This is a genomic window from Glutamicibacter sp. M10 (assembly GCF_025452055.1).
In the GTDB taxonomy this organism is placed as follows: Bacteria; Actinomycetota; Actinomycetes; order Actinomycetales; family Micrococcaceae; genus Glutamicibacter.
The window spans coordinates 1,040,594-1,054,483 of the sequence record NZ_CP104918.1 but is presented as its reverse complement, the minus strand read 5'-3'; the positions used below and the strand labels follow the sequence as shown (position 1 = coordinate 1,054,483).

Sequence of the window (13,890 nt, the reverse complement as noted above, 5' to 3'; positions counted from 1 at the left end):
ATGGACGGCAAGGGATGGAAGAATATGAGTATGGCTGAGATTGCGCGCACTTCCCTTGCTAATGAACCACTGGCACTAACTGCCCTAGACGGTCGCTACCGCAGCGCCGTGGCACCGCTGGTTGACTACCTATCCGAAGCGGCTCTGAACCGCGATCGTGTTCACGTTGAAGTTGAATGGCTGATCCATTTGACCGACAACTCCGTTCTTCCGGGCACCTCCCCGCTCACCGATGAGCAGAAGGCGGCCCTACGCAAGATCGTTACCGACTTCAACGCAGAGTCCGTGAAGGAACTGGCTGAAATTGAAGCAGTAACCGTTCACGACGTGAAGGCAGTCGAGTACTACATCGCTAACCGTCTAGAAGCGATTGGCATTGGCAACCTCAAGCCATTGGTCCACTTCGGTTGCACCTCGGAAGACATCAACAACCTCTCCTACGCACTGGGTGTTCAGGGCGGCGTCACCGGCGTTTGGCTGCCAGCAGCCCGCGACCTGGTAGCTCAGATCACCAAGATGGCTGAAGAGTCCCGCGAAGTTCCAATGCTCTCGCGTACCCACGGCCAGCCAGCGACCCCAACCACCTTGGGCAAGGAACTGGCAGTACTTGCATGGCGTTTGACCCGTCAGCTGGACCGAATCGAGAAGACCGAGTACTTGGGCAAGATCAACGGTGCCACCGGTACCTACGCTGCTCACTACGCTTCGGTCCCATCCGCCGACTGGCAGCAGGTTTCCCGCAGCTTTGTTGAGCACTTGGGCCTGACCTGGAACCCCCTGACTACCCAGATCGAATCCCACGACTGGCAGGCCGAGGTCTACGCAGATATCGCGCGCTTCAACCGCATTCTGCACAACCTCTGCACCGATGTGTGGAGCTACATCTCCATTGGCTACTTCGTACAGATCCCAGTGGCAGGTGCCACCGGTTCCTCGACCATGCCACACAAGGTCAACCCAATCCGCTTCGAGAACGCTGAAGCTAACTTGGAAATCTCCAACGGCCTACTGGACACCTTGGGTTCCACCTTGGTCACCAGCCGCTGGCAGCGAGATCTGACCGACTCTTCCTCGCAGCGCAACATCGGTACCGCTATTGGTCACTCGGTGCTTGCTATCTCCAACGTTGCCAAGGGTCTTGACCGTTTGGACGTTGCCGAGGCTGTACTGGCTGACGATTTGGACCACAACTGGGAAGTTCTTGCAGAGGCTATCCAGATGGTTATGCGCGCCGAGGCTATCGCCGGCGTTGAAGGCATGGACAACCCCTACGAGCGTCTGAAGGACCTGACCCGCGGACACCGTGTGGATGCAGTGCGCCTGAAGGAATTTGTTGGCGAGCTGGGTCTGTCCGCAGAAGCGCAGGAACGCCTGCAGTCACTGACTCCTGGCACCTACAACGGCATTGCTTCGCAGCTGGTTGACCACCTGAAGAAGTAATTTTCTACGACTAAGTCGTTAAATGGAACGGTGCCGCAGCTAATGCTGCGGCACCGTTCCATTTTTATTGTCTTTGCACTAGTGCTGGTTAGAACTCAAAACCGCCGAAATCTCCGCCAGTATCTCCGAGGAAGTCACCCAAGATTCCTGAGTCAGCAGAGGAAATCTGTTCTCCTGCGCCCGAGATAGTGTCGCCCAAGCCTTCGGTGAGCGAACCGAATTCTTCACCAATTCCGGAGAATCCTTCCAGCAATGGTCCGGCAACCGCGGTGCCAATGAAGGCACCTGCGACACCACCGAGCAAACCAACACCCAGTCCTCCGGCGCCGGCAGCCAAGCCACCTGCCATGCGTGAGCGTCCCGAGCCAGAACCTAGGATTTTCTCCATGAACCCTGGGCGCGATACCTCGGCGCGAGTAGCAGCGCGGGCCAAGTCTTGAGGCTGATCGCTAACTGGTCGTTCTGCCGCCGGCAATTGTTCGGAAAGTTCAGACTGTAATAACGCACGCTGCTGCGGGGTCAACCGTGAGAAAGCTTCAGTGTGGGCACGTTCCATATCCTGCGGTGGAGCGGTGCGCAGCATGTACTTGTACTTCTCGATAGCTGCTTGGTCTTCGCGCGAAACCCCAGAAGCCGCCGGCTGCTGACCGGCATAATTCTGATTGCCGTAGTTCTGATCAGAGTAGCCCTGATTGTCATAGCCTGAACGCTGCTGCTGTCCATAAGACGGAGCATTGCCACGCGAACGTTGCGACCCATTAGAGCTACGCTCATTGAGTTGCTCGCGCACGTACTCGCCGGCCATTTGCTTGCCCTTGCGGATCAATTTATTAAACATGGACACGACTATCACTCCTCATATAGGGGAAAGCGGAGCGCTCTGCGCCCGCGTTTCCCCTTTAACTCCCCAGCAGTGAACTAAGTTCCCTTTTACTGGGCAACGCGCGCTACTTCACGTTCTGGGGTGAAGACTCCGGCACCATGACGCCAGCGGTAGTACCCAAGGCATGCCAAGGTGAATGGAATACCGAACCACAACGCAGGACGCTGGACCGGATCAAAGGCCACACCGACCAGTGAAGCGGTCAGCAAGACCAAGGCGATGATTGGCAGGATCGGGAACAGCGGAGCCCGGTAAGGCAAAGAATCAGTGGAGCCGTGCACCGCTACATAGTGGCGTCTAAATGACAGGTGCGAAGCACAGATGACTATCCAGACAGCCACTACCGCAAAACCGGCAACAGAGACCAAGGCGAGGAACAACGACTCGGCAGCGATAAAACTGGAGAACAGTGAAACCAGTCCGCCGAGCATGGATAGGCTCAACGCCAGCATTGGAATGCCACGGCTATTGGTCTTGGACAGTACCTTCGGCGCCTGCCCGGCAACACCCATCGAGTGCAGCATTCGAGCGCAGGAGTACAACCCGGAGTTACCGGCGGAGAGCAACGCAGTGATGATGACAAAGTTCATCACGTCAGCTCCGGCAGGTAAACCGGCCACGTCAAGCACGGTGACAAACGGAGACTCATTCGCTCCAGCTTCAGCAAAAGGAATGATCGCGGCAATCACAACAATGGCACCGATGAAGAAAATGGTCAGACGAACCACAGCGGTACGGATGGCCCGAGGGATGCTCAACTGTGGGTTCTTGGCTTCTCCGGCGGCCACGCCAATCAGCTCGGTACCGCTGAAGGCGTAGAACACCGACAAGATCGTTACCAACACCCCGGAGATTCCGGTGGGGAACAGACCGTCTTCGGTGTTGAAGTTAGACAGACCAATAGTCCCGGCATCACTGGCTGGTTAATTCCAAAGATGGTCGCAGCACCCACAACGATCACCAGGAGCACCGCGGCAACCTTGATCAGCGCAAACCAGAACTCTGTCTCACCAAAGACACGTGAGGAAATGGCGTTCAACGCAAAGAGGATGGCGGCGAAGATCAGTGAAAAGACCCAAACCGAAACCGAGGGGATCCAGCGCTGCATCAGCAGACCGGCCGCCGTGAACTCACTGGCCAAGGCTACTGCCCAGCACAACCAGTAGAGCCATGCGGTAGCAAAGCCCCAAGCCGGACCAAGATCTCGGGTGGCGTGGGCGTGGAAGCCGCCGGCCACCGGATAGCGTGCTGACAGCTCACCCAATCCGCTCATCACCATGTAGGCCACCAACGCGCCCACCGCATAAGCCAGCACCGCGCCTAGTGGTCCAGCTTGAGCGATGGTGTAACCAGAGGAAACGAATAGACCCGAACCGATCACACCGCCCAGCGCGATCATCACTAGGTGACGCGAGGTCATAGTTCTTCGCAGCCCAGACTCAGATTCTGAGGTCTCTTGGTTGCTGATGGTGCTCTCGGTCATGGGGCTCCTTCTGAAATGAATGCGTTTCAGAATATCGGGATTTATCACTTTGTTTCGCTGTGCACGTCATCTTCAGTCATGCGACGTCAAACTCAGTCTTTCAGCGTCGTGGGCTGTACCCTCGAGGACGTGAATAACACTGTGCATCCCGCTGATTTCCTTCAAGCCCTGCGTTCCGAAGGCACCACACCGATCATCCTCGATGGTGGTCTGGGCACCCATCTAGCAGAGCGTGGCAATGACGTCACTGGGGAACTTTGGTCAGCGCAGATCCTCATGGACCGTCCCGAAGAAGTCCGCGCTGCACACCAAGACTTTTTGCTGCTGGCGCGCAAGTTGCGACCACTTGCTCCTACCAAGTGAGCCTCGATGGGCTGGCGGGTGTCGGTTCCTCCGACAAGTTCGAAACCATGCTGCACACCAGCGTGCGACTGGCTAAAGAAGCGGCCGCGACTGAAACTTCAGAAACTCCACGCTGGGTCGCCGCCTCGGTTGGACCCTACGGTGCAGGGCCTGGTTCCGGCACTGAATACGATGGCGCCTATGATCTGGATGCTGCGCAGCTGGCTCAATGGCACCGCGCACGAGTAGAGATTCTGGCCGAGACCGACGCAGACCTGATCATTTTTGAAACGGTGCCTAGCATGGCCGAGGTGGAAGCCTTAGCCTCAGTGGCCAAGGAGCTGACGCTGCCAGTTTGGCTCAGCCTTGCGGTTCGCGCTGATGAGCACGGAAATGTGGTGCTGGGCGATGGCACCGATCTTCGCGCAGCTGCCAAGCTGATTGAAGACTCTGGTGTCTGGGCAGGTGTGGGTGTGAACTGTTGCCCAGTGCCTCAAGCGGTGGACGCCCTGAAAATTCTTGGCGAAGAAACTAATCTTCCACTCTCCGCCTACCCGAACAGCGGTGAGATTTGGGATCATGAAGCACGCGTCTGGATTCCGGGAACTGAAGGCAACGACCTTCCTTCCGCTGTCCCTGCGCTCATCGCCGCTGGCGCCCGGCTGATCGGCGGTTGCTGCCAGGTCAGCCCAGAACAGATCACCCGGGTGCGCGAAGCAGCACAACAAGGCTAACGCCCGGAAAGCGTGTTAATCGCTAGTCGGCTTGGGCTATCAGCTTCGGTGGTATAGAACTCGACCCGGTAATCCGGGAATGCCGGCTGGCTCAATACGTGATAGGTCAGCTCGATGGTTCCTGCTTGTGGATGATGCAAGATGCGTTGTCCAAAGCTGCATTCGCGGACCTTGGTACTCGCCCAAAATTCTGCGAACTCACTGCTGCGCATCATCAGCTCACCAATGAGCTCGGCTAAGTCCCGGTCCTCGGGGTAACGTCCGCTGAGCATCCGCAAGAAAGCGACATGGGTCCCGGCATAGTGCTCCCATTGACCTTCTTGGGCACGAGTCTGGGAATCAAGGAACAGCATGCGGGTGGTCGATGGACGCGTTGCTGGGTTCAACGGTGCGTCAAAGTGTAAATGGCATCCAAGTAATTGATGCCCGAGCTGATTCCACGCAAGGATGTCATTGCGACGGCCCAACAAGAGTGCCGGCACCTGCGGCATCGCAGCCAATAAATCCAACATCGGTTCCGGTGCACTTTCCGCCTTGGGTCGGCGCAACTTTACGGCGGGCCGCGCACCATTCAAATCCTTCAGATGTGCACGCTCAGGTTCGTCGAGCATCAGCACCTTAGCTAGCGCTTCTAGTACCTGCTCCGAAGCGTTGGTACTACTGCCCTGTTCCAAACGTGTGTAATAAGCAACGCTCACACCTGCCAGGTGCGCAATTTCCTCTCGTCGCAGGCCCGATACCCGGCGTCCTCCACGCACTGAAATGCCATGGTCTGCTGGCGAAACGGCGGCCCGGCGGTGTTTGAGGAAGGTTCCTAGATCATTGGTTTGCGTCACGCGGACAGTCTAGTCCTCCACCTAGCATCCGGACGAAGATCAAGGTAACCCTGCCAGTAGTACCAAAAGCAGGTGTCTGTTTGCGCCGGGAAAAACCCGCGAGCATGGATTCTAAGACAATAACTACCCATTAAGGATCCCGCACTCTTATGCCTCTGGCTCTGCTCGCTTTAGCTCTTGGCGCTTTCGCCATCGGAAGCACAGAATTTCTGACCAATGGACTGTTGTCATCGCTCTCGGGCGAATTCGACGTCACCATTGCGCAAGCCGGCATGGTGAGCACTGCTTACGCGTTGGGTCAGATGTGTGGACCAGTTCTGGCGCTGGCGTTGCTGCGTCTTCCAACAAAACGCACCCTGCTCATACTCATGGCGATCTTCACCGTGGGCAACTTCCTCGCCTCTTTAAGCCCGAGCTTCGGATTTTTGCTGGGCAGCCGTTTTGTCACCGCGTGGTCCCACACAGCGTTTTTCGGCGTTGCCTCCGTGGCCGCCTCCGGCTTGGTTCCAGCCAAAAAGCAGGGCAGCGCCATCGCACTGGTATTCACCGGGTTGACCCTGTCGATGCTATTGGGCATGCCCTTAGGCACGTTGATCGGTCAGGCCGCGGGTTGGCGGGCGTCCTTCGTAGTAGTGACCATCATTAGCTTGATCAGTTTGGTGGGCCTGGCCTTGTTGTTGCCTGCCGATCGCAGTCTCGAACCGGTTAGCTACCGAAACAGTTTGCGCCCCTTCACGAATCCTCGCCTTTGGGTGGCTTTGAGCGCCACTGCGATCGGCTTCGGCGGACTGTTCGCCTCATTTACATTTATTGAACCGATGCTGACACAGGTTTCAGGGTTCAGCAGTGGCCAAGTGATTTGGCTATTGGGAATCTATGGCGCCGGATTGGTAGTGGGCAATTCGCTCTCAGGCAAAGCGGCAGACCGCGCATTGGTACGCACCACGGTGGTCCTATTACTTTTGCTGGCTACGGTACTAGCTGTCTTGGCTTTTGGTGCCACCCATAAAACGGTGGTTATTCCTTCATTATTCTTGCTTGGTGCGTGCGGGTTTGGATTGCTCACTCCGTTGCAAACTTTTGTGCTGCGTTTTGCCAGATCAGACTCCCCTTTGGTCGGAACTGCCAACACCGCAGCATTGGGCGCAGGGATCATGCTCGGATCATTGCTCGGTGGATTCATACTGGATTCCTCCGGCAGCTTCACGGCAATAAATCTGGCAGCCTCGGCCATGACCGTCCTTGGCTTGGTCGTGTACGTGGTTGCTGCCAGTACCTCTAGGCAGAAACCACGTACTGCTCACCTTGTTGGGCACCCGGCCGGCGACTAGGCGCGCAGCTCAACCACGTTGTGGCTCTGAGATTGGCTTTGCATAGCGTGATCTCCCAAGAGCTGCAGCAGCTGCGCGGCAACACTCACCGCAATCACCGCAGGCTGTTTGCCGGTGACCTCAGGAATGCCAATGGGGCACTGGATCCGTGAGATCTCTTGTTCGCTGTGTCCACTGTCGCTCAGGTTTTTGCGAAAACGGGTCCATTTGGCTTTGGAACCAATCAACCCGATGGAACCCAGCGAAGGATGAGCTAACGCAGCGTCACTGAGGTGGAAGTCCTCTGCATGATCATGAGTCATGATCAGCACGTGACTTCCCTCCGGAAGAGTACTGAGCACCTGTTCACCCATGACCGCCACCTGAGCCTGAATTGAAGCAACACTGGGTTGCAGCAAGGAAGCGGCCTCGATCGCTTCAGGACGCGAGTCCGTGAGATACAGGTCAATCGGGTGGCGGGAGAGGATACGGGCCAGCTCCATGCCCACATGTCCCAACCCGAAAATCGCCACAGTTTTTGGTACCGGCAACGGTTCAAGCAAAAGCTTCACTTCCCCACCACAACATTGCCGACCATAGGTGGCCGGGGTCTTGTCATTAAGCCGCAGCTCCATGGTTTCCGGTCCCGTTACACCTTCACTGATCAGCTGACGGGCACGGGTGATGGCCGCCATTTCCAGGTTGCCACCACCGACCGTGCCAAAGGTTTTATCTTGGGAGATGACCATCTTGGCCCCCGCCTCGCGCGGGGCATGCCCACGCACTGAAGTGAGCGTCAACAAGACCGCGGCCCGGCGCTGGTTGCGCAAAGTGCTGACCGCATCAATCCACGATTCCACTGTTACTCACGCACCGAGTCGATAGCCCAGAACACCGCTTCGGGAGTTGCCGGGGACGCCAAGGTGACCGAGCTACCTTCCGGACCAAAAGCGGCAACGGCTTGGCGCAATGCTTCGCGTACCGAGAAGGCCAGCATCAATGGCGGTTCACCAACAGCCTTGGAACCGTACACCACGCCTTCTTCATGCGCCTTATCCAGCAAGGCAACATTAAAGACTTCGGGCATCTCGGAGAAGCTCGGGATCTTGTAGGTGCTGGCCGCTTGGGTTGCTACCCGTCCACGCCCTGGACCATCAGAGGTGTCCCAACGTAGATCTTCAAGGGTCAGCCAACCGGTGCCTTGAACAAACCCACCTTCGATTTGTCCTAGGTCAATCATGGGCGAGAGCGAATCTCCAACGTCATGCACAATATCGACTCGACGCAAGACGTAGGAACCATCAAAGCAGCTGACTTCTACCTCACTGGCTGCTACACCATAAGAGAAGTACTTAAACGGGCTGCCGGTCATGCGTGCCAGGTCCCAGTGCAGTCCCTCGGTGCGGTAGTACCCGGCAGCCGATAACTGGATGCGCTGCATATAGGCATCACGGACAACGTCATTCCATTCCAGCTCTTCGGTTTTGCCCAACGCGGTGATCTTGCCGTGGGCAAAACGAACATCTGCAGCTGGAACCCCAAACTTTCCGGCCGCCACGTGAGCCAGTCGAGCTTGGATCTGCTCACAAGCGTCCTTGACCGCACCACCGTTAAGGTCACTGCCAGAGCTGGCGGCGGTGGCCGAAGTATTGGGCACCTTGTCGGTACGTGTGGGAGCGATGCGCACGCTGGATAGCGGAACACCCAAACTGGTCGCGGCCACCTGCAGCATCTTGGTGTGCAGGCCTTGACCCATCTCGGTGCCACCGTGATTAACCAGCACCGATCCGTCTTTGTAAACCAGCACCAGTGCCCCACCTTGGTTAAAGGCAGTGAGGTTAAACGAGATACCGAACTTCACCGGGGTGATAGCCAGCGCTCTTTTGCTGTACGGATTATTGGCATTGAACTGGGCAATCTCAGCTTCACGCCCAGCTATATCTGCCGAATCAAGTACCTGCTGCCAGGCGGCATCAATACGTTCTGGATGACGCACCGGCTGGAAGTAGGGAGTGTCTTGGCCTTCGGTGTAAAAATTACGTCGGCGCAGTTCTCTGGCTTCGATACCAAGTTGCGGGGCGACCCGTCCCAAGATATCTTCCATGACCAGCATGCCTTGGGGCCCACCAAATCCACGGAATGCGGTCTGCGAGGTTTTGTGGCATTTAGCTACCCGCCCGGCAACCCGAATATTAGGGATCCAGTACGAGTTGTCGATATGGCACATGGCGCGGGTCAGCACTGGCTCTGACAGGTCCAGGCTCCACCCGCCATCAGCGGTGAGCTGCGCGTCTAAGGCAAGGATTCGGCCTTGGTCATCAAAACCGATTTTCCAGCTGGCATAGAAGCCATGACGTTTGCCGGTCATGGTCATATCCAAGGTGCGGTCCAACCGCACCCGCACCGGACGCCCAGTGAGTTTGGCGCCCAAAGCGGCTACCGCTGCATAACCGTGTGGCTGCATTTCCTTGCCACCAAAACCGCCGCCCATGCGCAGCACCTGCACGGAAATCTCGTGCGCTGGTATTCCAAGCACGTGCGAAACGATGTCTTGAGTTTCGGTGGGATGCTGGGTTGAGCAGTGAATCAGAATCTGTCCACTCTCATCAATCAGCGCCAACGAGTTCTGCGTTTCTAGGTAGAAGTGTTCCTGCCCAGCAAAGTCGAAGTCACCTTCAAACACGTGTGCTGCCTGTTCAAAACCTGCATCCCAATCGCCCTTTTGGATCACCGGCTGAATACCGTGGAAGCTACCGGCTTTGATGGCATCTTGCACGGTGATCAAGGATTCCAGCGGCTCATAGTCCACGGAAACTGCTTTGGCTCCGGCCTTGGCTGCTTCCAGATTTTCGCCGAGTACCCAAGCCACCGGTTGGCCATAAAACATGACCTCATCTACCGGCAGCAGTGGCTCATCGTGTTTGGCGCCTTGGTCATTAACTCCGGGAATATCCCCTGCAGTGATGACCTTGATAACGCCCGGGATATGCAGCGCTTCGCTGGTATCCAGGTTCAAGATTTTGGCGTGGGCCACGGTGGATTGCACTGGGTAGGCGTGTAATACTCCCGAAAGTCGGTGGGCCAGATCATCGGTGTACAGCGCGGTGCCCGTGACGTGGGCAGCGGCCGATTCATGGCGTTGACGCTGACCAACAATGGGCGCTTCGGGTCGTTGAGATAGCTGGCTCATTACTTCGCCTCCTTCATAGGGGCTTGCACCGCTAGTTGTTGGGCGTAGAAACGTTCAAGCGACGAGGCAAGCATCGCTTTGCGATACTTGGCGCTGGCCCGATGATCATCCATCGGTGTGCCTTCTTCAGCCATCACGGCGGCAGCTTCACGAATCGTGGTGATATTCCAAGCCTTGCCTTCCAGCATGGCTTCGGTGGCCACCGCACGGAGCGGGGTTGCGGCCACACCGCCCAAACCAATACGTGCTGTGCTGATCACTCCGTCCACCACGTTCAGTGCGTAGCCCACGGCAACTGAGGAGATATCGTCAAAGCGTCGTTTGGAAATTTTCTGGAAACTGGTGTGTGTAGCCAGCGGCAGCGGAATGCGGATCGCGGTAATCAGCTCGCCTGCACTACGCACGGTCTGTCGGTAGCCGGTGAAGTACTGGGCTAGCTCCACCACTCGTTGACCTTGCACGCTGGTCAAAACTAATTGCGCTTCCAAGGCCAGTAAGGCCGGTGGTGTGTCACCAATGGGCGAGCCGGTGCCAAGATTTCCGCCAATGGTGGCCGAGTTTCTAATCAATCTGGACGCAAACTGTCCAAAGAGCTGACCCAACAACGGCACGCGGCCAGCCAGGTGCCGTTCCACCTCGCTCAAGGTCAGGCTTGCACCAATTTCAAGAAAGTCATCCTCCCAACGAATTTGACGCAATTCTTCCAACCGGTCAATCGCCACCACACTGCGAGCGCGAGCGCCTTTAATATTGACCTCAACACCCCAGTCGGTACTGCCAGCCACGACGGTGGATTGCGGTTCATCGGCCAAGATCTGTAACGCTTCGCTCAGTGAGGCTGGGCGGCGGAAGCGTCCAAGTTCACCGGTGGGAGTATCGGCGGTGTACAGGTCGGTGGCTACCGGTGCCGGTGCGCTGTTGGATTGGCGGGCTGCTAACGGATCATCTGCTGCAGGCTCCCCCAGGGCGTAAGCGGCGTCGCGAATGGGGCGGTAGCCGGTGCAACGACACAGGTTCCCAGATAGTGCGTGCAGGTCAAAACCGTTGGGTCCGCATTCATGGTCTGGCTTCGCTGTGCCCTGCGCCGAACGCTCTGGACGGTAGTACTCAGCTGCCATCGAGCAGATGAAGCCGGGTGTGCAGTAACCGCACTGCGACCCTCCACGCTCAGCCATCTCTTCTTGGACCGGGTGCAGGTTTTCAACCGAACCCAAGCCTTCAGAGGTGATCACTTCTTGACCGTCTAGGGCCGCGGCTGGAACTAGACAGGCGTTCACCGAGGTCCAACGGCTGCCGTCGGCATCGGTGCGTGCCACCAAAATGGCGCACGCACCGCACTCGCCTTCAGCGCAGCCTTCCTTGCTGCCAACCAAACCTTGGTTGCGCAAAAAATCTAGTGCGTTGCTGTGTGGCGGACCATTGAAGTCCAGTGGGTTGCCGTTGACCGTGATCTGGCAATCGGTTTGTAGTGACTTTTCGGCACTCATGCCGTTAACACCTCCTGCACCCAGCTAAATGGGTGCACCATGAATGAAATGGATACTGTGCGGGACGTACCGCGGTTAGTGTCCGTGCGCGATCTGGCCCTTGGACCAGGCGGTGGTTTCACCCATGGGTTGTTTCTCCTTCAACTGCGTACTGGACTCAAATATAACCCGGATCACATCACCCAAGCAGGAGCGTGAGCGGTCCTCGGGCAAAGTAGATCAGGAATCCGAAGGCCACGACCCACATCAGCGGATGCACCTTCTTGTGGCGCCCTGCTGCAGTATTGACCACAACCCAGGCGATGAACCCAGCACCAATTCCGTTGGCAATTGAATAGGTCAACGGCATGGTGATCAGGGTCAGGAATGCTGGCATGGCTGAAGAGAACCGCTTAAAGTTGATCTCTCGGATCTGCGCGCACATCATGGTTCCTACCAATACCAGCGCAGCGGCGGCCACTTCCATGGGCACCACCGAGGTGAGCGGCGTGAAGAACATGGAGCCAAGGAACAATACTCCGGTGATCACCGAAGCCAGCCCGGTCCTTGCACCTTCGCCTATACCGGCGGCCGAATCAACGTACACCGTATTTGATGAGCTAGATCCGGCACCGCCAGCAACTGCTCCCAAACCTTCGATCACAAAGGCTGCCTTGAGCCGTGGGAACGTGCCGTCCTTGCTGGCTAGTCCGGCGTTTTTGGCCAAACCGGTCATCGTGCCCATGGCGTCAAAGAAGTTCGTGAAGACCAGGGTGAAGACCAGCATGGTGGCTGCCAACACGCCGATCCGGCTGAACGAGCCGAACAGGTCAAAGTTCCCAGCCAATGACAGATCTGGCAGCGAGACAATATTGCCTTGAAGTATTGGCATGTTCAGATGCCAGCCGTGCAGGTTGCTCTCGCTGCTCGGTCCGATCTTAAAGACCTGTTCAGCAATGACCGCCAGCACCGTAGAGATGATGATGCCAATCAGGATCCCGCCCTGTACTCCGCGGGCTACCAGTGCCCCCATGATCAGCAGTCCGAGGACAAAGATCATGGTCGGTATCGAAACAATCGATCCACCCTCCCCTAACTGCACCGGAGGTCCGGCCGGGGTGCGGGTGACAAACCCGGAATCCACAAAGCCGATGAAGGTGATAAACAGCCCGATACCTACGGTGATGGCAGCTTTCAGGTCCTTGGGGATGGCCCGGAAAATCGCGGTACGGATACCGGTCATTCCAAAGAGAACAATCAATACACCGTTGATCACTACCAGTCCCATGGCTTCTGGCCAGGTGACATCTTGGACCACCGAAACGGCCAGGAAGGAATTCATCCCCAGCCCGGCGGCCAGTGAGAAGGGAAGGTTGGCGACCATGCCAAACAGGATGGTCATCACCCCAGCGGTCAGCGAGGTCATCGCTCCCACCTGGGCTGCCGGCAACCAGTTTCCTGCCACGTCCAGCGGTGCTGCATCGTTGCTGAATCCACCAAGGATCAGCGGGTTGAGGATGACGATGTAGGCCATCGTAAAGAAGGTCACCAACCCGCCGCGAACCTCGCGGGCGAGGGTGGATCCACGGCCGGTGATGTTAAAGAAGGAATCGAGAATCTTCTTTGGTCCGCTTGGTTTTGGTGCGGACGCGACAGGGGCTTGCTGACGACTGAGCGTTGTCATGACCGGCGCCTAGTAATCGGTGCGGGATTCCAAGGAGTCCCAAGCCTGGAAAGGCTTGAGATATTGAACTGATTCGTGCTCGAAGTGCTGCACCGGCATTAGCGAGCGGTTTGATTGCTGTTCGAAATATTCGTAGAAGACTGCGTCATCAAAGCCTGCTTTTGCAGCATCGTGACGGTCAGCGGCGAAGTACACCTTGCCGATGCGTGCCCACAACGAGGTGGCCAAGCACATGGGGCAAGGTTCGCAGCTGGTGTAGAGAACACAGCCGCTCAAGTCGAACGTTTCTAGTGCTGCGGCCGCGGTGCGGATGGCAACTACCTCGGCGTGAGCCGATGGGTCGTTGGTTGCGGTAACGCGGTTGACTCCTTCGAAGACCTGTCCGTCTGCCGTGACCACTACGGCGCCGAAGGGGCCGCCTGCATTGTTCACGTTCTGGGTGGCAAGGTCGATGGCCATCGAAAGATAGTCCTGGCCAGTGGTATTAACGCTCATCGCGTGTCTCCTCATGCTTTCGTCAAG

General features: G+C 57.1%; 9 protein-coding genes and 2 pseudogenes. 3 read left to right on the top strand and 8 right to left on the bottom strand.

Annotated features, from left to right (window positions below; all coding sequences use genetic code 11):
• Positions 1–30 precede the first annotated feature (30 nt).
• Positions 31–1,440, top strand: coding sequence for an adenylosuccinate lyase (gene purB / locus N6V40_RS05140; protein WP_131089252.1), 1,410 nt, complete (start codon positions 31–33; stop codon positions 1,438–1,440).
• Positions 1,441–1,528: 88 nt separating this feature from the next.
• On the opposite strand, the gene N6V40_RS05135 is transcribed toward purB, so the two are convergent.
• Positions 1,529–2,278 carry a hypothetical protein gene (locus N6V40_RS05135; protein ID WP_262199264.1) on the bottom strand — a complete coding sequence of 250 codons (750 nt, stop codon included), beginning with the start codon at positions 2,276–2,278 and terminating at the stop codon, positions 1,529–1,531.
• Positions 2,279–2,370: 92 nt separating this feature from the next.
• Positions 2,371–3,806, bottom strand: a pseudogene (locus N6V40_RS05130) (amino acid permease).
• A gap of 15 nt (positions 3,807–3,821) precedes the next feature.
• On the opposite strand from N6V40_RS05130, the pseudogene mmuM reads away from it, so the two are divergent.
• Positions 3,822–4,882: pseudogene (gene mmuM, locus N6V40_RS05120) on the top strand (homocysteine S-methyltransferase).
• Here the strand turns inward: mmuM and N6V40_RS05115 are convergent.
• The gene (locus N6V40_RS05115; protein WP_262199261.1) at positions 4,879–5,718 is read right to left on the bottom strand and encodes a helix-turn-helix transcriptional regulator; all 840 of its coding nucleotides are present in this window, start codon (positions 5,716–5,718) and stop codon (positions 4,879–4,881) included. The pseudogene mmuM and the gene N6V40_RS05115 sit on opposite strands and share 4 nt — an antisense overlap.
• A gap of 149 nt (positions 5,719–5,867) precedes the next feature.
• On the opposite strand from N6V40_RS05115, the gene N6V40_RS05110 reads away from it, so the two are divergent.
• On the top strand, positions 5,868–7,049 hold the full coding sequence (locus N6V40_RS05110) for an MFS transporter (RefSeq protein WP_262199260.1): 1,182 nt from the start codon (positions 5,868–5,870) through the stop codon (positions 7,047–7,049).
• Here N6V40_RS05110 and xdhC read toward each other — a convergent pair.
• The 5 genes from xdhC to N6V40_RS05085 all read right to left on the bottom strand — a co-directional run bounded on the left by xdhC (position 7,046) and on the right by N6V40_RS05085 (position 13,863).
• Positions 7,046–7,888 (bottom strand): xanthine dehydrogenase accessory protein XdhC, encoded by an 843-nt coding sequence (xdhC, locus tag N6V40_RS05105; protein ID WP_262199258.1) that lies wholly within the window; start codon positions 7,886–7,888, stop codon positions 7,046–7,048. The genes N6V40_RS05110 and xdhC overlap by 4 nt on opposite strands.
• Before the next feature lie 2 nt (positions 7,889–7,890).
• On the bottom strand, positions 7,891–10,218 hold the full coding sequence (gene xdhB, locus N6V40_RS05100; RefSeq protein WP_262199256.1) for a xanthine dehydrogenase molybdopterin binding subunit: 2,328 nt from the start codon (positions 10,216–10,218) through the stop codon (positions 7,891–7,893).
• Positions 10,218–11,705 (bottom strand): xanthine dehydrogenase small subunit, encoded by a 1,488-nt coding sequence (locus N6V40_RS05095; protein ID WP_262199255.1) that lies wholly within the window; start codon positions 11,703–11,705, stop codon positions 10,218–10,220. The genes xdhB and N6V40_RS05095 overlap by 1 nt, the downstream gene beginning before the upstream one ends.
• Before the next feature lie 178 nt (positions 11,706–11,883).
• Positions 11,884–13,368: an NCS2 family permease gene (locus N6V40_RS05090; protein WP_262199254.1), complete on the bottom strand. Its 1,485-nt coding sequence runs from the start codon at positions 13,366–13,368 to the stop codon at positions 11,884–11,886.
• A gap of 9 nt (positions 13,369–13,377) precedes the next feature.
• The gene (locus N6V40_RS05085; protein ID WP_262199253.1) at positions 13,378–13,863 is read right to left on the bottom strand and encodes a nucleoside deaminase; all 486 of its coding nucleotides are present in this window, start codon (positions 13,861–13,863) and stop codon (positions 13,378–13,380) included.
• Between the last annotated feature and the right edge of the window lie 27 nt (positions 13,864–13,890).